29 protein-coding genes are annotated in these 23,729 nt (G+C 64.9%); 15 read left to right on the top strand and 14 right to left on the bottom strand.

Going from position 1 to position 23,729, the window contains the following annotated elements; all coding sequences use genetic code 11:
• Positions 1–202 precede the first annotated feature (202 nt).
• The 4 genes from ACFR9U_RS01230 to ACFR9U_RS01215 all read left to right on the top strand — a co-directional run bounded on the left by ACFR9U_RS01230 (position 203) and on the right by ACFR9U_RS01215 (position 3,743).
• Complete coding sequence (locus ACFR9U_RS01230) at positions 203–1,201, top strand: CDP-glycerol glycerophosphotransferase family protein (RefSeq protein ID WP_247377515.1); 999 nt, start codon at positions 203–205, stop codon at positions 1,199–1,201.
• Complete coding sequence (locus tag ACFR9U_RS01225; RefSeq protein WP_247377517.1) at positions 1,189–1,878, top strand: NTP transferase domain-containing protein; 690 nt, start codon at positions 1,189–1,191, stop codon at positions 1,876–1,878. The genes ACFR9U_RS01230 and ACFR9U_RS01225 overlap by 13 nt, the downstream gene beginning before the upstream one ends.
• 128 nt (positions 1,879–2,006) lie before the next feature.
• Positions 2,007–2,669, top strand: coding sequence for a glycerophosphodiester phosphodiesterase (locus ACFR9U_RS01220; protein ID WP_247377519.1), 663 nt, complete (start codon positions 2,007–2,009; stop codon positions 2,667–2,669).
• 84 nt (positions 2,670–2,753) lie between these two features.
• Positions 2,754–3,743 carry a CDP-glycerol glycerophosphotransferase family protein gene (locus tag ACFR9U_RS01215; RefSeq protein WP_247377521.1) on the top strand — a complete coding sequence of 330 codons (990 nt, stop codon included), beginning with the start codon at positions 2,754–2,756 and terminating at the stop codon, positions 3,741–3,743.
• Positions 3,744–3,900: 157 nt separating this feature from the next.
• On the opposite strand, the gene ACFR9U_RS01210 is transcribed toward ACFR9U_RS01215, so the two are convergent.
• Entirely contained in the window at positions 3,901–4,518 is a 618-nt protein-coding gene (locus tag ACFR9U_RS01210; RefSeq protein ID WP_247377523.1) for a class I SAM-dependent methyltransferase, read from the bottom strand.
• A gap of 258 nt (positions 4,519–4,776) precedes the next feature.
• On the opposite strand from ACFR9U_RS01210, the gene ACFR9U_RS01205 reads away from it, so the two are divergent.
• Positions 4,777–4,971 (top strand): cold-shock protein, encoded by a 195-nt coding sequence (locus tag ACFR9U_RS01205; RefSeq protein ID WP_247377525.1) that lies wholly within the window; start codon positions 4,777–4,779, stop codon positions 4,969–4,971.
• A 129-nt stretch (positions 4,972–5,100) separates the two neighbouring features.
• On the opposite strand, the gene ACFR9U_RS01200 is transcribed toward ACFR9U_RS01205, so the two are convergent.
• Positions 5,101–5,733, bottom strand: a complete 633-nt coding sequence (locus tag ACFR9U_RS01200) for a metallophosphoesterase family protein (RefSeq protein ID WP_282594254.1) — start codon at positions 5,731–5,733, stop codon at positions 5,101–5,103.
• A gap of 131 nt (positions 5,734–5,864) precedes the next feature.
• Here ACFR9U_RS01200 and ACFR9U_RS01195 point away from each other — a divergent pair, with 131 nt between their 5' ends.
• Together ACFR9U_RS01195 and ACFR9U_RS01190 are read left to right on the top strand one after the other, a co-directional pair.
• Positions 5,865–6,302, top strand: coding sequence for a MaoC/PaaZ C-terminal domain-containing protein (locus ACFR9U_RS01195; RefSeq protein WP_247377528.1), 438 nt, complete (start codon positions 5,865–5,867; stop codon positions 6,300–6,302).
• Between the two features lie 182 nt (positions 6,303–6,484).
• Positions 6,485–8,296: an L-aspartate oxidase gene (locus tag ACFR9U_RS01190; RefSeq protein ID WP_247377531.1), complete on the top strand. Its 1,812-nt coding sequence runs from the start codon at positions 6,485–6,487 to the stop codon at positions 8,294–8,296.
• 56 nt (positions 8,297–8,352) lie between these two features.
• On the opposite strand, the gene ACFR9U_RS01185 is transcribed toward ACFR9U_RS01190, so the two are convergent.
• The 3 genes from ACFR9U_RS01185 to ACFR9U_RS01175 form a co-directional block, all read right to left on the bottom strand.
• Entirely contained in the window at positions 8,353–8,811 is a 459-nt protein-coding gene (locus ACFR9U_RS01185; protein WP_247377533.1) for an ester cyclase, read from the bottom strand.
• 32 nt (positions 8,812–8,843) lie between these two features.
• Complete coding sequence (locus ACFR9U_RS01180; protein WP_247377535.1) at positions 8,844–9,107, bottom strand: DUF7127 family protein; 264 nt, start codon at positions 9,105–9,107, stop codon at positions 8,844–8,846.
• A gap of 183 nt (positions 9,108–9,290) precedes the next feature.
• Positions 9,291–9,575: a translation initiation factor eIF-1A gene (locus ACFR9U_RS01175; protein ID WP_282594228.1), complete on the bottom strand. Its 285-nt coding sequence runs from the start codon at positions 9,573–9,575 to the stop codon at positions 9,291–9,293.
• A gap of 165 nt (positions 9,576–9,740) precedes the next feature.
• Between ACFR9U_RS01175 and ACFR9U_RS01170 the strand changes: the two genes are divergently transcribed.
• Positions 9,741–10,373, top strand: a complete 633-nt coding sequence (locus ACFR9U_RS01170) for a VOC family protein (protein ID WP_247377537.1) — start codon at positions 9,741–9,743, stop codon at positions 10,371–10,373.
• A 17-nt stretch (positions 10,374–10,390) separates the two neighbouring features.
• On the opposite strand, the gene msrB is transcribed toward ACFR9U_RS01170, so the two are convergent.
• On the bottom strand, positions 10,391–10,801 hold the full coding sequence (gene msrB, locus ACFR9U_RS01165) for a peptide-methionine (R)-S-oxide reductase MsrB (RefSeq protein ID WP_247377538.1): 411 nt from the start codon (positions 10,799–10,801) through the stop codon (positions 10,391–10,393).
• Positions 10,802–10,888: 87 nt separating this feature from the next.
• Positions 10,889–11,443, bottom strand: a complete 555-nt coding sequence (locus ACFR9U_RS01160; RefSeq protein ID WP_247377540.1) for an HTH domain-containing protein — start codon at positions 11,441–11,443, stop codon at positions 10,889–10,891.
• A gap of 331 nt (positions 11,444–11,774) precedes the next feature.
• Between ACFR9U_RS01160 and ACFR9U_RS01155 the strand changes: the two genes are divergently transcribed.
• Positions 11,775–12,215: a universal stress protein gene (locus ACFR9U_RS01155; protein WP_247377542.1), complete on the top strand. Its 441-nt coding sequence runs from the start codon at positions 11,775–11,777 to the stop codon at positions 12,213–12,215.
• A gap of 19 nt (positions 12,216–12,234) precedes the next feature.
• On the opposite strand, the gene ACFR9U_RS01150 is transcribed toward ACFR9U_RS01155, so the two are convergent.
• Positions 12,235–12,945 carry a fumarylacetoacetate hydrolase family protein gene (locus ACFR9U_RS01150; protein WP_247377544.1) on the bottom strand — a complete coding sequence of 237 codons (711 nt, stop codon included), beginning with the start codon at positions 12,943–12,945 and terminating at the stop codon, positions 12,235–12,237.
• 245 nt (positions 12,946–13,190) lie between these two features.
• On the opposite strand from ACFR9U_RS01150, the gene ACFR9U_RS01145 reads away from it, so the two are divergent.
• From ACFR9U_RS01145 to ACFR9U_RS01135, 3 genes are all read left to right on the top strand, one after another.
• A complete protein-coding gene (locus ACFR9U_RS01145; RefSeq protein ID WP_247377573.1) occupies positions 13,191–13,703 on the top strand; it encodes a gamma carbonic anhydrase family protein in 513 nt (170 codons plus the stop codon).
• A 109-nt stretch (positions 13,704–13,812) separates the two neighbouring features.
• Positions 13,813–14,136 (top strand): hypothetical protein, encoded by a 324-nt coding sequence (locus tag ACFR9U_RS01140; protein ID WP_247377546.1) that lies wholly within the window; start codon positions 13,813–13,815, stop codon positions 14,134–14,136.
• 115 nt (positions 14,137–14,251) lie between these two features.
• Entirely contained in the window at positions 14,252–14,647 is a 396-nt protein-coding gene (locus ACFR9U_RS01135; protein WP_247377548.1) for a hypothetical protein, read from the top strand.
• 89 nt (positions 14,648–14,736) lie between these two features.
• Here the strand turns inward: ACFR9U_RS01135 and ACFR9U_RS01130 are convergent, their stop codons facing one another.
• On the bottom strand, positions 14,737–16,437 hold the full coding sequence (locus ACFR9U_RS01130) for a histidine kinase N-terminal 7TM domain-containing protein (RefSeq protein ID WP_247377550.1): 1,701 nt from the start codon (positions 16,435–16,437) through the stop codon (positions 14,737–14,739).
• Between the two features lie 215 nt (positions 16,438–16,652).
• Between ACFR9U_RS01130 and ACFR9U_RS01125 the strand changes: the two genes are divergently transcribed.
• A complete protein-coding gene (locus ACFR9U_RS01125; RefSeq protein ID WP_247377552.1) occupies positions 16,653–17,894 on the top strand; it encodes an ornithine cyclodeaminase, nickel-pincer nucleotide-dependent in 1,242 nt (413 codons plus the stop codon).
• A 191-nt stretch (positions 17,895–18,085) separates the two neighbouring features.
• On the opposite strand, the gene ACFR9U_RS01120 is transcribed toward ACFR9U_RS01125, so the two are convergent.
• Positions 18,086–18,364: a DUF7553 family protein gene (locus ACFR9U_RS01120; protein WP_247378062.1), complete on the bottom strand. Its 279-nt coding sequence runs from the start codon at positions 18,362–18,364 to the stop codon at positions 18,086–18,088.
• A gap of 67 nt (positions 18,365–18,431) precedes the next feature.
• Entirely contained in the window at positions 18,432–18,701 is a 270-nt protein-coding gene (locus ACFR9U_RS01115; RefSeq protein ID WP_247378060.1) for a DUF7553 family protein, read from the bottom strand.
• Positions 18,702–19,016: 315 nt separating this feature from the next.
• Here ACFR9U_RS01115 and ACFR9U_RS01110 point away from each other — a divergent pair, with 315 nt between their 5' ends.
• On the top strand, positions 19,017–19,973 hold the full coding sequence (locus ACFR9U_RS01110; RefSeq protein ID WP_247378058.1) for a phytoene/squalene synthase family protein: 957 nt from the start codon (positions 19,017–19,019) through the stop codon (positions 19,971–19,973).
• An 81-nt stretch (positions 19,974–20,054) separates the two neighbouring features.
• Complete coding sequence (locus ACFR9U_RS01105) at positions 20,055–20,282, top strand: DUF8066 domain-containing protein (protein WP_247378057.1); 228 nt, start codon at positions 20,055–20,057, stop codon at positions 20,280–20,282.
• Between the two features lie 12 nt (positions 20,283–20,294).
• Here the strand turns inward: ACFR9U_RS01105 and cruF are convergent, their stop codons facing one another.
• Genes cruF through ACFR9U_RS01090 form a run of 3 tightly spaced genes read right to left on the bottom strand, consistent with a single transcriptional unit; the run spans position 20,295 to position 23,555 of the window.
• On the bottom strand, positions 20,295–21,149 hold the full coding sequence (gene cruF / locus ACFR9U_RS01100; protein ID WP_247378055.1) for a bisanhydrobacterioruberin hydratase: 855 nt from the start codon (positions 21,147–21,149) through the stop codon (positions 20,295–20,297).
• Positions 21,139–22,047 carry a prenyltransferase gene (locus ACFR9U_RS01095; RefSeq protein ID WP_247378052.1) on the bottom strand — a complete coding sequence of 303 codons (909 nt, stop codon included), beginning with the start codon at positions 22,045–22,047 and terminating at the stop codon, positions 21,139–21,141. The genes cruF and ACFR9U_RS01095 overlap by 11 nt, the downstream gene beginning before the upstream one ends.
• Entirely contained in the window at positions 22,044–23,555 is a 1,512-nt protein-coding gene (locus ACFR9U_RS01090; protein ID WP_247378050.1) for a phytoene desaturase family protein, read from the bottom strand. The genes ACFR9U_RS01095 and ACFR9U_RS01090 overlap by 4 nt, the downstream gene beginning before the upstream one ends.
• Between the last annotated feature and the right edge of the window lie 174 nt (positions 23,556–23,729).

Raw genomic sequence — 23,729 nt, 5'->3', positions numbered from 1 at the left:
GTGTCAGCCAGGGCCGTGGCTGAGGCTTGGTATACGGGCTTTTGTCACGTCCTGTCCGGGTTGTTACAGTTGTTTTCGAATACATTAGGCGATAAGATTAATGATTTGGCTGGTGTATGTACGCCACCTTTGTTGTATTGAGAGCTACGGAGTCGGTGCGAATCGCCAGCCAACCACCGCGGACGGATTTGATCGGGTCACCATGGTTACCATCCTCTACACGTTCGACCGACGTTTCATGCGGAAAACGTTCGTCGCGATCGACCGGTACGTCGACGCGTCATCGGCTGTGCTCCCCTTGCGGCCCGAGGCGGGCTGTCCGACCTCGATTCCCGTCGTCCAACGATCGATCGCGTCAGTCGAGGACCTCGACGCGGCCGTGTTCGACATCGACCCCGACGTCGTCGTCCAGAACCACCGCTTCGGGACGGAAGTGCTCGACGAGCGACCGGCGTTCCAGCGCGAGTATCCCCTCGTCCACGTGCGACACGGCGCGTCACTCGGACGGGGCGAAGCGCGAAACACGACGCGGGACCTCGGCGACGTCGTCGATCTCGCCCTCGCGCCCGGCGAGCAGTGGGCGCGACACTATCGCGAGGAGTTTCCGGACGACGTGGACGTGCGGGTCGTCGGCATCCCGGAAGCGGACGAACTGGTCAGCACGGACCCGCCCCGCGAGCGCCGAGTCCTCTACGCCCCGACGAACCACAACTACGGCGGCGGCAGCTATCTCCGGACGGCCACACAGGTGCTCGATACGTTCGCCGACTCCGAGTACGAGCTTCGATTCCGCCCCCATCCGATGGACCGCATCGAGGAACCGGGGCGCACGCTCACCGAAGCCTGCAAGGAGCGCATCGCGGACCTGCCGAACGTCACCTTCGACGACACCACCACGCCCCGCGAGAGCATGCTGTGGGCCGACCTGTTGATCTCTGACTGTTCGGGCATCATCACCGAGTGGCTCCACACCGGACGTCCGCTGCTCCAGGTGACCGACACGGAAGCCGACCTCGACGTACCCGTCGTCGGTATGGTCACCGAGGAGTTGTCGCTCGCGACTGTCGATCAACTGTACGAACACGGGTACCCGGCGAGCGTGGCACGGGAGCGCTCGACCACGCTGGCGGATCTCGGCGTCCCGATGGACGGTCGCGCTGGGAAACGAGCGGCAACGGAGGTGATGGCGTGCACGCAGTAATCCTCGCCGCCGGTGAGGGGAGCCGCCTCGGCTCTCACGCGTCGGACATCCCCAAGGCGTTCATCGATCTCGCCGGGCGAACGCTGTACGAGCGACAGAAACGCGTCCTCTCCGGGCGCGTCGACTCGATGACCGTCGTGCTCGGCTACGCCTACGAGAACGTGATCGACGAGATCACGGACGCGCGAACCATCGTCTTCGAGGACTGGGACGACTACGAGAACGCGGAATCGCTCCGTCGCGGCCTCGCCGGCGTGGACGACGACGTGCTCGTGTTGAACGGGGACGTCGTCGTGACCGAAGCGGCCGTCACGGCGCTCATCGACAGCCACTCGTCGACGACTGCGCGAAGCGTCGTCGGGTGCATTCCGGGCTACCAGGACGGGTCGACGGCGGTCCGGTGTGACGACCGGGGACTCGTCACCGAGTACGGGATGATTACCGGACACCGGCACGCCGGCCTCGGCGTCATCGACAGCACGCACGTCGATGCGGTCCGCGATCACCTGAGTCAGCATCGCACCGAGTGGTATCCCGTGCTGTATCCCACCGTCGAGACCGAAATGGTGCCGATTCCCGCAGACCATCACATCGAGATCAACTACCCGCGTGACCTCTTTGCAGCCCGCCGTAAGCTCCCCCTAGACGCCGCTGACGGGCTCGATCTCCAGACCTGAGACGTCCGTGGCTACCGGGATCGGTTTCACCCGGTCGAAACAGCGGGTTACTCGGACGAAACTCGTTGGGGGGATGACAGACGAGAGAGCCGATAGCGTTAATGCGGTCCTACGCTTGGAGGCCGGTAATGGAGCTCATCGGCCACCGGGGCTGTGCCGCCCAGTGTCCGGAAAACACCGTCAGGGCGGTCAAACGCGCTGCTCAGTACCTCGATGCCATCGAGGTCGACGTGCGTCGGTGTGGATCCGGGGAACTGGTCGTCTTTCACGACGAGACTGTCGACCGATTGACTGATGGGTCCGGTCCGATCGCCGACCTCAGCTGGACCGAACTCCGGGACCTCGACGTGCTCGACTCGGGCGAGTCGATTCCCAAACTCGACCACGTGCTCGACGCCTTCCCCCAGGGCGTTCGGGCGCAACTCGAACTCAAAGACACTGGCATCGCCGCGGACGTTCGAGACGTCGTCGCCGACTACGACGTGGACGTGACCGTGTCGTCGTTCCGCCCGGCTTCCCTCCGGGAAGTCAACGCCGTCGACTGGACCGTTCCCACGGGCTATCTGTTCGAGTCCGACCCGTCGACGAGCCTCAAGATCGCGATCGAACACGGCTGTGACGTCGTCCACCCTCACTACGACCTCTGTCTGGAGACCGACGTCGTCACCGCAGCCCAGAGTTCGGGCCTCGACGTCGTCGCCTGGAAAGCCGCCCGCACTGCCGACGAGATCGCAGCGCTCCGGAACGTCGGGGTCGACGGCGTGACGACCGACCGCTGGGACATCGCCTGAGCGGCCGCTGCCGCGTTCTTGTCGCCGTTCTGACTCTCCCAACAGTTAACCACGGTTCTGGCGTATCCTGGATGGGCCGTCACTATGCCCGAGATTCTCTACACCGTAGAGTTTCCCTTCCAGGCCAAGACGTTCGAGGCGATCGATCCCCACGTCGACGTGGCGTCGGCGTACCTGCCGCTTCGGCCGGCGGCCAAAGGGTGCACTGACGAGATCGACGAGGTCGACCTCGCGTACATGGACGTCGGCTACGTGAACCGTCAGGTCCGCGAGATCGACCCGTCAGTGGTCGTCTACAACCACAACTACCGCCACAGGGACGTCGACTTCCAGACCGAGTACCCGCTGGTCCACGTGCGACACGGCGCGTCGATCGGCCGCGGAACGGTTCAGGTCGACGTCGAAGAGGTGTTCCCGCTGATGGACGCGGCACTCGCGCCCGGCGAGTGGTGGGCGACGCAGTACCGCGAGACCGAGTCGCCCCTCGCCGTCGAGACGGTCGGCATCCCGGAAGCCGACGCGCTCGTCGACTCGGAGCCGCCGCGCCAGCGACGCGTGCTATACGCCCCCACGAACACCCGCTACGGACAGGGCTCCCTGTGCAACACGGCCGAACACGTCCTCGATACCTTCGCTGGCTCCGACTATCACCTCCGCTTTCGCCCGCATCCACACGACACGCTCGAACAGCCTGCGCGCTCGCTGGTTCGAAAGTGTCGCGACCGCATCTGTGACCTGCCTACCGTCACGTTCGACGACGCGTGGTCGCCGGTCGAGAGCCTGCTGTGGGCCGACGTACTGATTTCGGACTACTCGGGCACCGTCACCGAGTGGCTGCACACCGGACGTCCGCTGCTCCAGCTGACCGACGTCGTCTCCGAGACCAACGAGGTCCCCGAGATCGGGACGACGACCGACGAGCTGGCAATCGAAACAGTCGACCGCCTCTACGAGGACGGCCACTCGCAGGCAGAACGGGACCGTCGCGACGCCTGGCTCGACAGGCTCGGGATTCCGATGGACGGCCGTGCGGGTCGCCGCGCGGCCAGCGTGCTCACGGCTATCGTGGAGTAAGCGCCGTCCGATCCGCGGGACGGAGGGCAACCGACTTGCCTCCCCGCCTCGTAGCCACCGATGGCCGATGACGATGGACTGCGGTTCAGAGCCGGCCTCGACACCCGGCAGTGACGAACCCTATGAGTGCCGAGGCCCAATTTCTGGCCGATCCTGGCTATGCCGAGCGGAACGTCCTGACGGTGTCTCGTTCCCCCACCTCGGCGTCGACCTCGACGAAGTCGAACTCGGTGAACACGCGGCTCCAGTCGCGATAGTACAGGGGAAAGTCGTCGTTGACGTAGTTGACGTCGGGGTCGTCCGAGTGCGATTGATCCTCCCCGCCCTCGTTCTCGACGGTGACGAGGAGGTCGTCGGTGATCCGGGCGATCTCCTCGAAGACCCACTCGACGTCCGGATGGAGGTGTTGGAGCGTCTCCACCGAGTAGACCGCGTCGAACTGCCCGTCCTCGAAGTCGCCGACGACGTCTTCGATCGCGGCGTGGTAGAACGTCCCCTGGTCGGCAAGCGCCGGATACGTCTCTTCCATGACGTCGAACGCGTCTCCGTTGACCTCGATGCCCGCCAGGTTCTCGAAGCCGTGGTCGAGCAGGTGCGCCAGGTGGCGACCCGAACTACAGCCCAGTTCGAGGACGGACGCGTCGCGGGCGACGAACCGGTCGAGAATACTGCGGATCGACTCGCTCGTCTCGTCAGGGCCGTAGTACGCGTAATATTCCGGCGAGTACTCCCCACTCCGCTCTGCCCACTCCTGCCGAACCTCGTTAGAATCCACGTCTGAGGACTGCCCTCGACACGTAAAGCCCCGTCGGCTCATCGCATCTCGTCGCACGTGCCGGCACGACGAGAACTGTGGATACGACGGAACCTGTCGCTCGTTGTGACGAATCCAGTACTATCTCCCCGAGAACCGACTGTGCGTGGTCGAATGTCCGCTACAAAACTTTTGGACTGGATGTTCGTCTATCTGAAATCCTATTTTACGGACGAATGCAGAACCTTTATCCCTGTAGTCTGCATTTGTCTATTTGCAATGGCAAACGGTAAGGTTGATTTCTTCAACGACACAGGCGGTTACGGCTTTATTGACACAGAGGACGCGGACGAGGACGTTTTCTTCCACATGGAAGACGTTGGCGGCGAGGACCTGACGGAAGGGACCGAGATCGATTTCGACATCGAGGACGCCCCGAAGGGCCCGCGCGCGACCAACGTCGTTCGTAACTAGAGTTTCGTACTGTCGCCACAGAGCGACACAGCGTGACTTCGTTCTTTTACACCCAGATCCACCGACAGCACCGACGCTGGACGTGACCGTGCATCCAGAGGCTGAGTGGCGACGCCCGGCGAACCGGTCTCAGTCGGGCGTCTCGTGGCTCGCAAGCGTCAGATCGGTCGGATCGAGCGTGTAGTATCGCTCCCAGGCGGGCGCGAGACTGACGACGCGACAGCCCTCGATCTCGGCTTCTTTGTGGCGGTGGTGGTGGCCGACGAGACAGAGGTCGGGGTCGAGTGCCGCCAGGAGGTCGTTGACGTGCCCGCAACCCGGATCGTAGCCGAAGTACAGCAGCCCGGTCGGTGCCTCGTGGGTCATGAGCACGTCCACGTCCTCGATGGCGGCGAGCTGGTCGACCTCCTCGCGGGTGAAGTGGCGCCGCCGTCCGCCGGAGAGTTCGCTGCACGGGCGGTCGAACTTCGTCGGGGCGTAGTTGCCGGACAGCCCGGCGATTCGCAGCCCACTGAGTTCGGCGGCCGTGCTCGCGAGCAGGTGGGCGTTGGTCACCTCGGGCAGCATTGCGCCGTCTCGGAGCGCGTCGATGACGTCCAGGTCCTCGTTGTTCCCGGCGATGAACCACGTCTCGACGGGGAGGTCGTACCACTCCAGGTCGCCCACCTGGAGCGCAACGTCGGCCGCCGCGTCGTCGTACGCGTTCACCAGGGCTGCGCGATTGTCCGGGTCGGCCGCGTGCGCGTCGCCGAGCACCAGCATCGTCGACGATACGGTCGCACCCACGGTAATTCCTCCGGCGATCCGCGCCTGGCTTTCTGTCGATGTGTGACTGACCGGACCGGCCCGCCGGAACGTAACCTCTATTCCCCTGACACCCTCGCCTTCACGCGATGAGTTATCGGACGTTCGCTGACGTGACTGTCGACGAGACGATCGACTGCGGGACGACCTCGGCAACGCGAGAGGAGATCCTCGCGTTCGGCGAGGAACACGATCCGCTCGCCATCCACACCGATCCCGACGCCGCGGCCGAATCACACTTCGACGGCCTGATCGCCAGCGGCATCCACACGTTCGCGCTGACCCAACCGCTCGTCGTCGAGCACTTCTACGGCGACTCGGACCTGGTCGCCGCCGGAAACTTCGAGGACGTGCGCCTGCCCGCGCCCGTTCGGCCGGGTGACACGCTTTCGGTCTCGCTGACCGTCGAGGACAAACGCGTCTCGGAGAACAACGACAGCCGCGGCGTCGTCACCACGCGACGGACCGCGACCGTCGAGGACGACCTGGTCTTTTCGCTGCGGAATCACACCGTCTGGCAGCGGTAGGTGATCGCCGACGCCGGGACCACCACGCTGTGCCTGCAACGATTTCCACGAAACCACCACTGCTGGCCGTCAGAACTGGGTATACTGCAACTTATCCCGCGCCACGCGCGATGCTCATATACTTCCGTTGCCTAGATTAGGACAGAATAGCCGCCCGGGCGGCATTCGGTGATACTCCTCACATGGCACCTCAGCAACCACCCGGTGAGAGCGACGGCAGCTCTGCCACAGCGAACACAGCAGTACAGCGATCCCGTTACGAGACGGTGTCCGTGCCGGTTCTGGTCATCGGTGCGGGTGCAGCCGGTGCCCGCACGGCGATCGAACTCGTCGACCGCGGCGTCGAGACGCTCGTCGTCGGGAAACGAGCCCACGGCGACGCACACACCATCTGGGCAGCCGGCGGCATCAACGGCGCGCTGGGGAGTCTCGACCCCGAGGACGACTGGACCGTCCACGCCGCGGACACGCTCAAAGAGGGCCACTTCCTGAACGACCCCGTCGCGGTCGAGACCGTGGCGAAGGCCATGCCCGCCCAACTTCGCGAACTCGACGCGTGGGGGACTGACTTCGACCGCACCGCCGATGGACGGATCAACCAGCGGTACTTCGGCGCCCAGTCGTTCCGCCGGACGGCGTTCGTCGGCGACCGGACCGGCGAGGCCATCCTCGACACGCTCGTCGCGACGGCACAGTCGCTCGACGTGCCCTACCGCGAGAACGTGCTCGTCACCGACCTGCTGTCCGACGGCGAGCGCGTGTACGGTGCCGTCGCGGTGGACCTGACGAACGGCGAGTTCGTCCTGTTCGTCGCCGACTACGTAGTCGTCGCTGCCGGCGGCTTCTCGGCGCTGTACGGCCGCCACTCTTCGCGCGACGACGAGAACACGGCCGACGGCCCGGCACTGGCATACGAAGCCGGTGCTGACCTCATGGATCTGGAGTTCGTCCAGTTCCATCCGACCGGAATGGTGGGCGACCGCTACGGCGAGGACTGGGCCGGCCGGCTCGTGACCGAAGCCGTCCGCGGCGAGGGCGGTCGCCTGTTCAACGCGGCGGGCGAGCGGTTCATGGCGCGGTACTCGCCAGACCAGATGGAACTCGACGCCCGCGACGTGGTCGCTCGCGCCATCGCCCGTGAGATCCGGGAGGGCCGCGGCACCGAGAACGGCGGGGTGTACCTGGACGTCAGTCACCGCGACGCCGAGTACGTCAGAGAGCGGCTCCCGGCGATGGTCGAGCGGTTCGCGTCGCTCGGCGTCGACGTCACCGCGGAACCGATGGAAGTCGCCCCGACCGCCCACTACACGATGGGTGGCGTGGACGTCGACTGGACGACCGGTGCGACTCGAATCGACCGGCTGTACGTCGTCGGCGAGTCCGCGGCCGGCGTCCACGGCGCCAACCGCCTCGGCGGGAACTCCCTCGCTGAGACCGTCGCCATGGGAACTGTCGTCGGCGAGCACCTCGCCGGTCAGCGCCCCGAGACGCCTTCCCTACCCGACGGAATGGCGGCGTACGCCGAACGAGCGATGACCGCGCTCGACGACCTGGCCACGTCCGACGGGTCCGTCCGGCCCGGCTCCCTCATCGCCGACCTCCGGACCTGCATGGACGAGTACGCCGGTATCATCCGGGACGAGGACGGTCTCCAGACCGGTCTCGCTGAACTGGGGGCGCTCCGCGAGCGGACCGGCGACCTCCGCGTCGAGGGTGACCGGACGGACGGGGACTTCGAGCGCGCCGTGGTCCTCTCGTTCATGCTGACGCTAGCTGAGGGCGTTCTCCGCGGTGCACTCGTTCGCGAGGAGTCCCGCGGGGCGCACTTCCGGCGTGATTTCGACGCGCCCGATCCCGACTGGCACCGCAACGTCCTGTTCCGGCGCGGCGTCATCGGGATGGACCACTACACCCGCGGCGTGCCCGAACCATCGAGCGAGGTCCGGGCCGCTCTCGACGAGGGACACGAACTGGACTACCACCATCTGGAGTAAGTGCGGGTGTCGACGCGACGCCGACATACCGTTCGGCGGGGAACTCGCGAGGGCCGTCAGCTGTCGGCCGCTCGCCGGACCAGTTCTTCGATACCGGGGACTACGTCGAGCTGCTGGAGCAGTCCCAGCGTATCGAAGAGCGACCACTTCTCGGCGATTACCCCGTCCGCGACGCGGAACTGTTCCATACCGGTCGCGACCACCGACCGGCCGGTCGGCGCCATCCCCATGAACTCGCCGTCGTTCGTCCCCCGAGCGGTGTAGCGTACCATCGCCGTGTCTTCGTCCGTGGTGACCGTTTCCACGGTGGTGTCGTAATCCGGGAACGCAGTCCGATACGTCTCGACGAGTTCCCGGTAGCTGTCTCGCCCTTCGACGTCGTCCTGTGCCGACGGCTCGTGGATCACAATGTCCGGAGCCACGATCTCGTCGAGCACGTCGACGTCCCCTTCGCCCCAGACGTCGACGACGTCGCGTCTGACCACGGCTCTGAGTTCAGCGTCTCGTACTGTCATGTGGTCTCTCCGATTCCGAGCGGTGTCGACCGCTAGCGGTTTTCGTCGGTCTGTGCACTCGTGATGAGCAACATTCCGTCGTTGACAGTGATGTCCGACGCATCTGGCGGAATCTCGAACTCGTACTGATCGTCGCCCGCGACGACGATCGCCACGTCACCGACGACGTCGAGCGACGGATGGACTGCGGGGCCGAAATCCACCACGACGACGTTCTCGTCCTCGTACTCGCGGCGAGCGATCGTGATCTCGTCGTGGCTGTCCGCGGCCGAACGGAGTTCGCCAGGTGCCTCCATGGGTCGTGTTCGCCTGTGTCTCACCTAAGTGCTGTGTCGCCCGGACTCCCTGACAGGACAGGGGCGTCGAATAGCGACGGACCGTTCCCCTGCTGAAACGGCTCGACGACCCACAGTGCGGTCGCTCGTCGTCACTCGGCGTCGAGAAAATGGAAGAAACTGCATCAGACAGCGACTGCTGCGTTACTGGATGTGGCCTTCGTCGCGGAGCTGGTCGGCGTCGCGGCCGTCGTAGCGCCACTCGATGTTCGCTTTGTCGTCGTCCCAGTCCCACGGTTCGGCGATGACGACGTCTTCCTCGTTGATCCACGTCCGGAACTTCATTCGACCTGGGATCCGTCCCATCCGGCTTTTGCCGTCTTCGCACTGGAGTCGGACGTGGTTGCCACCGTTGTGTTGGGTGACGACTGCGAATACCTCGTCATCGTTGGGCATGCGGAGATTCCGCCGCCCGGATTCTTCACTCATACTCTATCTACGAGCGAAGCACGGATAAGTTGTCTGGAACTCTTGATAACGTGTACCACGATCCAGGTCCCGCGACGGCCCCGAGAGCGTCATCGCCCGATAGCTGTAACGTCGGCAGGCACAATTCGGGACAGGTGTTTGTAGCGCGCGTCCGTACGCCGGGGTATGTCCGACGAGCAGGAATCCGACTCGCCCGCAGTGACGGCCCAAATCCCCGAGAGCCCGATGCACGTGAGCGGGACTGACCACATCACGCTCATCGGGAGCAACGAGGAAGACACGCTCGCGTTCTACCGCGATTTGCTCGGTATGCCGCTGGTCTTGCGCCAGCCCAACCTCGACGACCCGGAGACGACGCACCTGTTTTTCGACACGGGCGACGGCCGCATTCTCACCTTCTTCGTGCGCGACGACCGCGACTCGAACCCCGCGCCCCATCGCCACCGCGTCGGGTCGGTGCACCACCTCTCTTTTCGCGTCGATCCCGACCGGTTCGCCGAGGTCAAGGACGCGCTCGCGGACGCCGGCAAAGGGTTCAACGAGTTCGACCGCGGCATCTTCCACTCGCTGTACACCCGCGACCACAACGGCCTCGTGATCGAACTGGCGACCGACAAATTCGACGTGCCCGACGACCGCCGCGGCGAGGTGCTGGCGACCGCCCAGCGGCTCCGCGAGGACGACGGCGCGGAGTACGCCGAAGAGCGCCACCTCGAAGCGGCACTGGACGAACTCGGTATCGAGAGCGAGAGGTACGACCTGGGTGACGCACCGAGCGGTGCCGGCGGAATCGAGTGAGCGCGCGGAAAACAGTCTTACTCGTCCTCGGACTCGAAATCGAGCGCGGCGGAGTTGATGCAGTAGCGTTTGCCCGTCGGGTCCGGGCCGTCCTCGAAGACGTGGCCGAGGTGGCCCTCGCAGGTCGCACAGACGACTTCCGTCCGTCGCATGCCGTGACTGGTGTCGAGTCGCGTCTCGACGTTGTCCTTGGCCGCCTCGTAGAAACTCGGCCACCCCGAGCCGGACTCGAACTTGGTGTCGGAATCGAACAGCGCCGTTCCACAGCCGGCACAGACGTACGTTCCGTCGGCTTTCTGGTCGACGTACTCGCCGCTGAACTTCGGTTCCGTCCCCGCTTCGCGGAGGATGCGGTACTCCTCGTCGGTGAGAACCTCGCGCCACTCCTCGTCGGTCTCCGGAAGATCCTGATTGGCGTCCTGGGACATACTTCGCAGTTGGCGACGAGCACAGTTACGCGTTCCGCCACCGGTGAACACGGACTCGTCGACGGCTCCCGTAGACCCCTGGCAGATTCAGACGCCGGTCACGTGGGGGCCGTCTCTGCCGGCCAGCGTCAACTGCCGCGGCGGTTCCGAGTAGGCGCTGCTCAACCGCTCGAACTCGTCGGTGCCCGCCGCTTGCTGGTCTTCCCGCTCGATGTGAGCGAGACGCTCACGTACCGTGTGGGTCGCGTCCTGCTCGGTCGCGGGGGCGACGAACGCGAGGTCCTGGCCGTGATACTCGGCGAGCGTCATGACGGGGAACCGCACTGCCTGATAGGACTCGTTGACGATGCTGGACTCGACGCTCCGGTGTTCGAAGTGCTCGTCGACGGAGAGCCCGTTGGCCGCCGCCCACTCCGAGAAGACCGCCACGCGGTTGAGCACGAACACGCCCGCGTCGGTTCGCGCCTGGGCCGGTGAGGCCGGCGCCTGCCGCCCCCAGATGACGACCTGGAACTCGTCTATGGCACCGTCGTCCTTGAGCGCGTTCAGCCGCTCGATGACTTCGTCCTGTTGGCTTCGCGCCTGTTCGGCCAGCAGCGACCTGACGTACAGTTCCAGCCGCACCGGCTCGTCGCTCGTCATCGCCCCACCTCGCGACCCGACGCCGGCAGCCCCACGAACGTCTGGTGAATCTCCGCTCTCATTGAAATCGTGCCTGTACCGTGTGCCCCCGTCACCGTATTTGTATCGCTATACACAACTGAGTAAACAAGTACGATCGCTTATGCGGTGGGTCCGCGTTCCCTGGTCCCGGTTTCCCACGTGACCTGTTCTCGAATACAGGATACGCGTTCTGACACGTCTCTCGACCGGGGGTTGGCGTCGCACGTCGGGTGCCGGCGTCCTCTCACTCGCCTGGAACCGGGCTCCTGTTTCAAGTACGCGCCGCCCCAATTCCCGAGACGTTACAGAGATGTACGACAGGATACTCGTTCCAACTGACGGGAGTAGCGGGACGGCGAAGACCCTCGACCACGCGGCACACATCGCCGCGGACAACGACGCGACGTTGCACGTGCTGTCCGTGGTCGACCGTCGGGTGTACCTGGCGGCCGACGACGACACCAAAGACGACGTCGCCGCCTCGCTCGAACAGCAGGGCCAGCGTGCGCTGGACGACGCGGTCGAACGGCTAGCGGACTCCGACCTCGACGTCGTCTCCGACCTCCGTGAGGGGATTCCGCACAAGGAGATCATCGACTACGCGGCCGACGCGGAGATCGATCTGATCACGATGGGGACCCACGGCCGGACGGGGCGCGATCGGTTGGCGTCCCTGGGCAGCGTGACCGAACGAGTCGTCGAGGGCGCCGAACTGCCGGTGCTCGTCGTCGACATCGAAGACGAACAGTAACGCGAAAACGGGCGGGCGATTACTCGATGGTGTTTCGGAGCGTTCCGATCCCTTCGTAGCGAATCTCGATCTCGTCGCCGGGTTCGACCAGGCCGGGGTTGGCCGGGCTCCCGAAGGAGATGACGTCGCCGGGGCGGAACGTGTAGCGCTCCGAGAGGAAGGCGACGACCTCTCGGGGTTTGTTGAACATGTTCTCGGTGTTGTCGTGCTGGCGACGCTCGCCGTTAATCGTCGTCTCCATCTCCTTGCCGACCGGCTCGTAGTCGGTCTCGATCCAGGGACCAAGCGGGCCGGAGTGGTCGAAGGCCTTGCGTGCCGTCCGGCGTTCCTGGTCCAGCGCGTCCATGTCGTTGAGGATGGTGTAGCCCCGGATCACGTCGTCGACCTCGTCCTCGTCGATCTCGTGGCACGCCTCGTCGATGACGACGGCGAGTTCGCCGGCGTAGGTCAGTTCCTCGGTCCACTCGGGGTATGGAATCGGCTGTTCCGGCGGGTGGAGGCTGTGCGGCGGTTTGATGAACCAGTCCGGCACGTCCGGGACGTCGTAGTCCATCTGGTCGACCTTCTCGCCGAAGTTCCGGCCGACGCAGAACAGCACGTCGGGGTCACACGGCGCGAGCAGCGTCGCGTCCTCGCCGATTTCGTACGATGCGTCGTCGGTTTCGATCACGCCGTCGACGTACTCGCCCTCGACGACGCCGTCAGGTGTGTCAGCCCGTGCGAGTTTCATCGCCCGGTGATTCCCACCCCGGGGGCTTACCTTTCTCGGTCTGTCGAGAGGAGCCGGGACGACGCTGCACGCGCGCCCGCGCCTCCAATGTCAGCCCCCGCTGCTGACAGTCGCTGACGCCCCGAACTGACCACCAGTTCCCTCCCAGACGGTCGCAGTTCGAGCCTGTATCACGCCGCTCTGGGAACCACCTACGTGCCAGCGAGCCAATGATTTAAGTAGACTACTCCCTGCGGCGTCGTATGGTGGACAGTCGCGAGTACGCGTTCGAGGGGACCACTCCAGAGATTCACGGCTACGCACACGTGAGTCAGGAGGCAACGGTCGTCGGGGACGTCACGGTGGACGCGAACGCCAGCGTCTGGCCCGGTGTGGTGCTCCGCGGCGACGTCGGCCCGGTCCACGTCGGCAAGCAGTCACACGTCGGCGACAACGCGGTGGTACACGCCTCGTCTGTCGGCGACCACGTGATGGTCGGCCACGGGGTGATCCTCAACGACACGTCCGTCGAGGAGGGCTGTCTCGTCGGGTTCAACTCCACGTTGTCGGACTCGACCATCGGCGAACGCTCGATCGTCGCCATGGGAACCGTCGTCCCCGAGGGGTACGAGGTTCCACCGGAGTCGTTCGTTCGCGGCATGCCAGCGTCGGTCACGCCGCTCGCGGAGACGAACATCGATCCCGAATCGGTGTTCGAGGCCTACAGCTCCGGGGACTACACGAACCTCGCACAGCGCCACGACGACCTCTTCGCGTGATCGGCGCGGGGCGTCGCGCGACACCGGCGCGTCGGCCGGCTGCACTGTGGCGCAGTGTCTGCGTCAGACGCGCCGTCACACATATACACGACGGCGTACAGGTACGAGTATGGAACAGCCGGCAGGAGGAACCTGTTTGCCGGATGGGGGTGCCGACCAGGTGCAACTCGCCGAGTGGGAGACGGTCGTCGACCACCTCGACGAGTTCTGCCAGGGCGGGAAGTTCACGGTGACCGACGACCGCGTCATCTGTGAGTTTCCGAACGCGAAGGTCGTCGTCACGCGCGACGGGACCGTCGAAACGGGGATGCCGCTCCACGCCTTCGAACGCGACGGCGTCGAGACGCTCCTGTTCGACCACGACCGCGGCGAACTGACCGTCGCAATCGACGGTGACGGGGGCCGACTCCGTTACACGTTTCACCGACCGTAGCCGGCTTTTATCCCGACTGTCACGGCGGACTGTCCCCGTCGAACGTACGGAGACGCACCCGTCGCAGCCACGTTCTTAAATGGGATGACATCATATCTCTTGCTAGGCGGATATCGTGTCAGATGCAGACGACGGGACCGAGGATCAGTTCGCCATCCCGTGCCGGCCAGAGCGGCGCTACCCACACAGCGGCGGCGTCGAGTACGAGGGTGAGACGGTGTTTTCGCTCACCCCGACGCCGGCCCAGTCGGACGATCGGCTCCAGTCGATCGTCGAAGGGGTGCTCGCCGGGGAGCGATACACGTACGGCGACTGGTTCGACCTCCCGATGCCGCTGTATCTCGTCAACGACGAGGCGACGGGCGACGTGTTCCGGGTGAGCATCCGGGACGGGACAGTCCGGCTCCACGTCCTCCCGGCCACTGACTCGCCGGGCTTGCGCGGCCTGTTCGAGCACCTGCGTGCCGCGACCGACGACGTGGCCTGGCGCGTGGACTGTCACGTCGGGTGAGTAGCCGTGATCGCCGGCGCGTCGCCCCTCTGGTCGTCGGGACTCGGCGGCACCGTCCCGACCGTCCCGGTGCGCTCGACGCGGAGCGCTCACCGGTTGTCGACCGGCTGTGACTGCGCTTGCCTGCTGGCTGCCCGGGGGAGTTCGATCACGAAGACGCTGCCCGTGGGCTCGTTGTCGCGGACGGTGATCGTGCCACCGTAGTGGTCGATCAGCGTATCGACGAGGTACAGGCCGACGCCGGTCCCGGAACTGTCCAGTCCTTTCGCTCCACGGCCGAAGATGTCGTCTTTTTTCTCGTCCGGAATTCCCGGCCCGTCGTCTGCCACCTCGACGCGAACCGAAGCGGGCGTCTCCGTGACCGAGACGGTCACGCGACACGCGTCCGAGTCGTTGTGGTTGACGGCGTTGTTGAACAGGTTGGTGAACACCGACGACAGCATCTCGTTCGCCGTCACGAGACTGTTCTGGGGAATCGCGCCCTCCACGACGAATTCGGCTGCGTCGTGACGCATCCGGGCGCGATCCAGTTGCGTTTCGAGGACCGCGCTGAGGGCAGTCGGTTCGACCTCCATCGTCTGCTCGCTCGCGATCGATTCCATGAGCGTACCCACGTTGTCTGTCAGCTCGACGACGTGCTGGCTGCTCTTGCGGATCTTCTGGAGGTGTTCTTGGCCGCCTTCCTCGACGTACTCTTCCAAGAGCGCGCCGCGGCCGTCGATGACGGACATGTCGTTTCTGATGTCGTGGCGCACGATCCGATTGAGGATCGCGAGTTCGTCTTCGCGGCGTTTGCGTTCGGTGACGTCGCGGAAGACGAACAGCCGCCCGCCGTGGGCGGCTCCGTCGGCGGAGAGCGGTGAGATCTGGAAGTCGAAGTGTCGCGGCTCGCCGTCGAGCGACAGCGTGAGTTCGGTTTGCCCCTCACGCATGTCTTCGTGGGCCCGAATCGTCTCGGCGTCGAACACCTCGTCGATGGCGTTGCGGACGACGTCGCCGTCGCCGACCAGCCGTTTGCCCGCCTGGTTGACGTCGACGATGCGGTTCGTCCGGTCGACGACGAACACCGCGTCGCGCATGTTCTCGATGACCGTCTTCCGGGCGACGGGGACGATGTCGAGCAACTCGAAGCGAGCGACGCCGAACAGGAAGCCCGCGACTTTGACGGTGCTGGTCAGCGGGGCCGGATCGATGGGGATGACGTGGAACCACCAGAGCAGTTCCCCGGCGAGGACGAGCAGGATGGACCCGAGCAGGATCGTGGCCTGCCTGGTGAACGCAACCTGTGTCCGGGCAAGATCCAAGAGGAGATAGATCCCGACGCCGAGACAGCCCACGACGAACGCTGCGAACAGCCAGTAGAGCGGTCCGAACTGCGGGACCAGCAGGTTCGCCGCCTCGTCGTACGCGTACCCGTAGAACAGCCCGTGACTGTCGTTGGTCCAGATGAGTGCCTGGGTGACGATCGGAACCGCTGCGAGTGCTGCCCCCGTCCGGTAGGTGAGCCAGTGGTCGCGGTTGGTGTACTCGACGGCCGTCAGCATGTAGCCGACAGCCATGAACGTGATCGGGACGAACCGCCAGTTCCACCAGAAGAGCTTGGCCCCGACGGTCGTCGAGAGCAACTGCAACGCGTTACACACCGAGAGCAGGACGATCCCGCTGACGTCGAACAGAAAGCCCCTGGCTGCGCGGCGGTTCCGGTACCGCCAGAGCCTGGCGATCAGCGCCAGGTTGACGAGCACCGCGACGACGTACGGCAGGACGTAGTTCGTGTATTCGAATCCCATTGTCTCCCAGCGGCCGACTCCGTCTCGTCTGCGACCAACACACGCCCAGCAATAGTTGACGTGTGTATATGTTGGATCCGGTACAGGAACGTGTACGACGACGATAATGAATGTTGTGCCAAAGTATGTAGGCTGTAACCGGCGTTCCCTAGTTCCGCCGTCGTGGTCGACGCTCGACCCAAACCCACTTATCGCCGTCCGTCCATTTCTCGAGCATGACAGTCTCGCGCGAAGTCGAACTCGAGGGACACATCATCGACTCCGGGATGATGCAGACCTCGTTCGGCATCATCATGGACATGGGAGGTGCCTTCGAGGTCGAAGAGTTCCAGATCGGTCGCCACAAGGACGCTGAATCGTACGCCAAACTCCTGGTGACTGCCGACGACCAGGAGACGCTCCAGTCGATCGTCCACGAACTGCACCAGAACGGCGCCAATCCCGCCGACCCGAAGGACGCGACGCTCGAACCCGCCCCGGAAGATCAGGTCGTCCCCAAGGGCTTTTACTCGACGACCAACCACCCGACGCAGATCCGCTACGAGGGCCAGTGGCTCTCCGTCGAGGACGTCGAGATGGACTGTGCCGTCGTCGTGGAACCCGAAGGCGGCCCCGACGGCGAACCGCGCGCCTACACGAAGGTGCTCAACGCCATCGACGCCGACGACCTCGTGGTGACCGGCGAAGCAGGTATCCGCGTCAAGCCCCCCGAGCGTCCCCGCGACCAGGAAGGCGCCTTCGGATTCATGCAGGGCGGCGTCTCTTCGGAGCGCCCCTCCGAGACGACTATCGGTAACATCGCCGAGGCCATCGAGGAGACCAAAGCCGAGGACGGCACGGTGCTCGCTGTCTGTGGGCCCGCCCTCATCCACTCGGGTGCTCGGGAGGACCTCGCTCGCCTCGTCCGGGAAGGGTTCGTCGACATGATCTCCGCTGGCAACGGCTTCGCCGTTCACGACATCGAGCGCGACCTCTACGGCACCTCCCTCGGCATGGACACCGAGTCGCTCGACCACCCTCGCAAGGGACACAAACATCACATCTACACCATCAGCGAAGTCATCCGCGCCGGCGGCATCGAGGAGGCCGTCGAAACGGGCGTGATCGAATCCGGCGTCATGTACGAGTGCGTCGAGAACGACCGGCCGTTCGTGCTCGCGGGTTCCATCCGCGACGACGGCCCGCTCCCGGACACGATCACCGACTCCGTCGAGGCTCAGAACGCCATTCGCGAACAGGCCCACGAGGCCGACCTCGTTCTCATGCTCTCGACGTTGCTCCACTCGGTGGCGGTCGGGAACTGCCTCCCCTCGACCACCAGAACTGTGTGCGTCGACATCAACCCGGCGACGGTCACCCAGCTCCTCGACCGCGGCAGCGCACAGGCCGTCGGGATGGTCACCGACATCGGGACCTTCGTGCCGATGCTGGCGGAGAAGATTCTGGACGAAGAGTAGTCACCGCTCGGGAACGGAGTGAGCGAGCGCTTTTTCGCCCACGTTTTTGCGCGAGCGGTCGCCGGAGGCGACCCGACGCGGAAAAAGGTGGATTATGGACGTTCGTGCCGATGCTGGCGGAGAAGATTCTGGACGAATAGTCACCGCTCGTGGGTGAGCAGACGGAACATGGGACTGCGTTCGGCGGGCGGTTACACCGTTTGGCTGTAGGGCAAGAGCAACTCCTGCGCGCGGACGATGGCGTCGTGGACGTCCGAGTGAGTCTCACTGCGGAGATCCTGTAGCTGCACGCCGATGGTCTCGATGGCCTCGGACTCGGTGGCGTCGGTCGACGCGAGTTCTCCAACCTGGTGGGCCAGGCCGGCCAACCGTTCGGCGACGTCCTCCTCGTACGTCAGTTCTGACGCTAGCAGCAACTGCCTGTTCGCTTTCTGCAACCCTCGTGGTTGTCTCTGCTGGCCACCCCTCATCGTAGCGAAATCTCTCCTCCCGTTCTCTAAAATGTTTTGGTACTGGTACTTCCTAACATGCCTTTCCTCAGACGCCTTCGACGGTCGACCGGTAGTCGCTGATCTTCGCTTTGGCGTCGTCGATCGCCTCGACGGCGTCCTCCTCGACGTCCTCCTTGATGTCGTTGAGCGTGTTCTGGATGCGCGCCATGCTGCCGTGGTCCGGCCCGCGATCGTCCGTCGCCAGCGCGTCGAGTTTCTCGGCCAGTTCCGTCAGCCGTTCGCTCGCGTCGTCTTCTGCCGATTCGATCGCCGTTCGGAGGTCGTCCGCTGCCGTCTGGAGCTGCTCTCGGACCATACGCGACCGTACGTTAGAGACCGGCAAAAGACCTTCCGGTCGTATGTACCGGGAACGCATGCGGGGCGTAGCTGGAACCTATCTTGAGGGGGCTTCAGCCCGTAGGTCCATCGCATCGACTGCCAGGAGAGGACAGTCCCCGTGCGCGTCGAGATGAGTGCGCACCTGACGCTCTCGAATACCAACCAGTAAGGTATGTTCCTTAACGTGGTGCGAACCCTCCGGTCAGGTAAGCTGACGGATGGCAATGGATAGCCGACGTCGCCCCGGACGGGGCGTCCAGAGACCGCTACGATTCGGCGAAGCTGACACGTAATGGTACGCAACGACTCCCTCGAACAGAGCAAGGCGATTCACAGACGGACTGGAAAGACGTTCTACTACGCCACGCGGCTCCTCCCCGAGCGCGTCCGACACAAGACGTACGTGCTCTACGCGTTCTTCCGGATCGCCGACGAAGTCGTCGACGACGAAGACAACGACTACACGCCCGCCGAGCAGGAGGCCGAACTCGTTCGCATCCGGGAGGCAGCGCTCGGCCGGCGGGAGACCGACGACCCCGTACTGACGGCGTTCGACGAGGTTCGCCGCCAGACGGACATCACCGACGAGGACGTCGAGTTGTTCGTCGACGCGATGCTGACTGACATCGAAACGAACCGCTACGAGACCTACGATCAACTCGAAGCGTACATGCAGGGGTCCGCGTCGGCCGTCGGTTACATGATGACCGCCATCATGGACACCGAGGACCCCGAGGTCGCTCGGCCGCACGCCGGCGCTCTCGGCGAAGCCTTCCAGCTGACGAACTTCCTGCGGGACGTTCGCGAGGACGTCGTCGACCGCGACCGCATCTACCTCCCCGCCGAGACCTACGAGCAGTACGGCGTGACCGAGAAACAGATCGAGGATCTCGAACTGTCCGAGGGGTTCCGCTCGGCCATGCGTCACGAACTCCACCGGGCCGAACAGCTGTACCGCGAGGGCGTCGCGGGCATCAAATACCTCCCGGAGGACTGCCAGTTCGCCGTGTTGCTGGCCGCCGTGCTGTACGCCGACCATCACCGACTCATCCGCAAGCGCGATTTCGACGTGCTCTCGGAAACGCCGCAACTCTCGACGACCCGGAAGGCGTGGCTCGTCGCGAAGACCCGCTGGCACTGGATCTGGAACAAAGATCCCGAGGCCGTCTTCGAGCGCGTCTCGACCATCGGCGACGTCCCGGCCCACTCGCCGGGGTTCGAGCCGCCCGAATCCGTCCCGACGCAGTGACTCATCCGGAGGGGTCGACACTCACGTACTTGGGTTCACGAAGACTGAACTTATTTCTGTCAAACGTGTTTTGTGACGGCAATGGCTGGCTACTCCCCGCCCCCGATTCCGTCCAGTTGGTTCGGTGGTAGCGTCCTGCTGTTCGCGGTCCTGCTCGGGTACGCACTGTTCATTGTTCAGACCCCGCTTCTGGTTCTGTTTCCCGTCGTCTTGGCGGGCTTTTTGTACGTCGGGTGGCGTTTCCTCCTCGCCGTCGAGGCGATCGCCGATGCGCTCCAGCGCATCGCCCAGCAGCGGGAACGGGACTGACAGCAGCCCCCCTCAGAACTTCTCGCCGATCAGCGGCACCGTCCGTACGACCGCGAAGTCGAAGCGCTCGATCTGCACCAGACCGAGGAAGAACAGACCGGCGATCGCCACGGGCACCCAGTTCGCGAAGTAGGCGTTGATCGACCCCCAGAGGATGACGAAGCTCACCAGGTCGTCGAGCATGAACTCACAGCGCTGGACCCGCGCGATGAGCGCGGTGCGGTCGAAGGCCACGTCGAACAGTCCGACGGCTACGGTCGCAGAGAGGACCCAGCCGAGGTAGTTCGACCACGGGACCTGATAGTAGGTGCCCCCGGCGTCGTAGGCCCAGAATCCGAGGCCCACCGCGCCGGGGTCGAGCACGAGGTCGACCGCGATGACCGCCGCGATCACCACGGGCAGCCGGACGAACCACTGTTTCGCCCGGTCGCCCAGGAGGAGGAGACAGAGCAGGTAGCTGTTCAGGACCAGCGGGAAGAAAAAGACTGGCAGTCCGAGGGGAATCTCCCCGAACAGCATCGGCCCGAGATCGATCCCGTAGGCGAACTCGCCGTACGGCCAGCCGGTCGTCGTGCCGACGTACTCGATACCGTAGGAGTAGACCGTGAGCGCCCCCATCGCGAGGAGCGCCCGCCGGTCGGTGAGCGGTGCGACGCCCGCCACGAGCGGGAGTCGCATCACGAGCGTCCCGAAGAGGATGAGATACGGGTTGAAGTTGAGCGGTCCGGGGAGCAGGGACTCGGCGCTGGCGACGAGCAAGAGCGCACCCATCGCGGGGAAGACGACCGCGATGAGAAAGCGGTTCTCCCGCACGAGGTCGTCCAGTCGCGTCTCGACCCGCTCGCGGGTCATACTCTCAACCGCCATAGCCGAACACGAGTACCCAGAGGCCCGCCAGCGTCATCGCCATTCCGGTGAGGGTGTTGATGGCGGGATACCACCAGTAGGCGTCGTCGACGTCGATGTTCGACCGGGCGATCCCGAAGACGAGGGCTGGATAGAGGACGAGCAGGCCGCCGAAGAACGGGTGGACCTGCCAGAAGATGACGGCCGCCGCCAGCCAGCAGAGCGCGCAGTAGGCGTAGGTGCGACGCTTCCCGAGCACTGTCGCGGTGGTCGTGATGCCGGCCTCGCGGTCGGGTTCGATGTCCGGGATGGCCGAGAACGTGTGCATGCCCATCGTCCAGAGCCACCCGGCGACGACGGCGAGCGTCGGCGGCAGTTCGCCGGCGACGGCGGTGAAGGCGACCACAGCGGGGAGGATGTACAGGCCGTTCGAGATCGAATCCAGCAGCGGCGTCGTCTTGAACCGGAGCGGGGGCGCGCTGTACTCGATCGAGAGGAAGTACCAGAGTCCCAGCGCCAGCGCGGCCGCCGTCGGAACGAACGGCACGAACAGCAGTCCGAGCAGGCCGCTGGCGACGACGACGGCGACGACCCAGGTGCGGCCCTGGTAGCGGACCTCCTTGTCCTCTTTTTTCGGGTTGAGTTCGTCGACGTCAGCGTCGAAGACGTCGTTGACGCCGTAGAGGAAGACGTTCGCCGGGACGGTAAAGAACATGAGCAAGAGCACGGGAATCGGTGCGAACAGCTCGGGGACGGTGTCGGCCGCGTAGGTCGCCCCGACGATGACCGGGCCGCCGAGATACAGCCAGAACCGGGGGCGGGAGAGCCAGAACAGATACCCCAGCGGCGTCTCCTCGGAGGGAAGGTAGTCGGTGACCGCTTCGAGTCGGGTCCGGACGTCGAGAGCGCCGTCGGTCATCTGTCCTGTATGATGGCGTCAGCGGTGTGTTCCCCGCTGATGAGGCACATCGGGACGCCGATGCCGGGCGTGGTGAACGAGCCGGTGAAGTACAGCCCGTCGACGGCGTCCGAGCGATGCGGCGGGCGCAAGAGCGCGGTCTGGCGGAGCGTGTGTGCCAGCCCCAGCGCCGTGCCCTGGATGGAGTTGTATCGGTCGGCGAACTCCGAGACCGAGAACCGCTCCTCGTAGACGATCCGGTCCCGAACGTCGACGCCGGTGTGGTCGGCCATGTCCGCCAGCACCTCGTCGCGGTAGCGCTGGCGCACTTCCGGCCCGTCCTCCAGATCAGGCGCGATGGGGACGAGCACGAAGAGGTTGCTGTGGTCGCCGTCGGGGACGACCGTCTCGTCGGTCTCGGAGGGAACGCAGACGTAGTAGGCCGGATCGTCGGGCCACTGCGGGTCGTCGAAGATCTTCTCGAAGTGCGGGTCCCAGTTTTCCGGGAGGACGAGCGTGTGGTGGGCCAGCGGGTCCACGTCGCCCTCGACGCCGAGATAGAGGAGAAACGCGGAGGGCGCGTAGGTCTTCGAGTCCCAGTAGTCGTCGTCGTACTGTTGCTCGTGCGCGGGGAGGAGGTCGCGCTCGGTGTGGGCGTAGTCGGCGTCGCTCACGACGAGGTCGGGGTTGTACTCCGTGCCGTCCTCGGTCGCGACGAGGAAGCCGTCCTTCCGGCGGGTGATCTCGGCCACCGGCGCGTCGGTGACGAACTCGACGCCGAGTTCCTCGCCCAGCTCGACGATGCCGTCGACGACCGCGCCGAAGCCGCCGATCTGGTCCCCGCTGCCGTTCTTGACGGGGTAGTGGACGCCGAGGTTGAAGTCGACGTGGCTCATCATGTTGTAGAGGGCGGGCGTGTTGTGCGGTGCACCCCCGAGGAAGACGAGGGTGTACTGCATGATCTGCTGGAGTTTGGGGTTCTCGAAGTAGTCCTCGACGTGGCCCTGCATGTTGCCGAGCAGCTTCAGCCCGACTGGAGCCGCCTTGATGACGTCCAGGTCGACCCAGTCTCTGAGTCTGGGCCGGTCCTCGTAGACGAAGTTCTCCATCGCAAGTTCGTAGTTCGACGCGCTCTCTGCGAGGTACTCGTCGAACGCCTCGCCGGCACCGTCCTCGTAGGACGCGAAGATCTCCCGGACGGCGTCGCGGTCGGCCGGCACGTCGACCTCGTCACCGTCCTTGAAGAAGATGCGGTAGTGCGGGTCCAGCCGTTCGAGCCGGTAGTAATCCTCCGGAGCCTTCCCGAAGTGGCCGAAAAATCGCTCGAACACGTCGGGCATCAGGTACCACGACGGCCCCATGTCGAAGCGGAAGCCGTCCGCGGTGAACCGGCTGGCACGGCCGCCGAGCTGTCCGTTCTTCTCCAGTACCCGTACGTCTGCGCCGGCGTCGGCGAGGTAGCAGGCCGTCGACAATCCCCCGAAGCCTCCGCCGACGACGTCGATGGACGTCCCCTCCAGCGTACTCATTAAATATCATATAGTGACGAAACTGTATAAAGCTGGAACCTCACCTGTATGGTTTGCTGGTAGTTCACACACCGAACTGACGGTGAGCGAGGGGGAACTCCCATGGGGCTGACCGACGAAGAGCCACGACATGGACGGGGACACAGTCGTCGTCACCGGCGCGAGCCGTGGCAT

The organism is Halorientalis brevis, from assembly GCF_042678165.1.
Classification (GTDB): domain Archaea; phylum Halobacteriota; class Halobacteria; order Halobacteriales; family Haloarculaceae; genus Halorientalis; species Halorientalis brevis.
The sequence above is the reverse complement of the archived record's forward strand: the minus strand, read 5'-3'. Positions and strand labels throughout refer to the sequence as shown.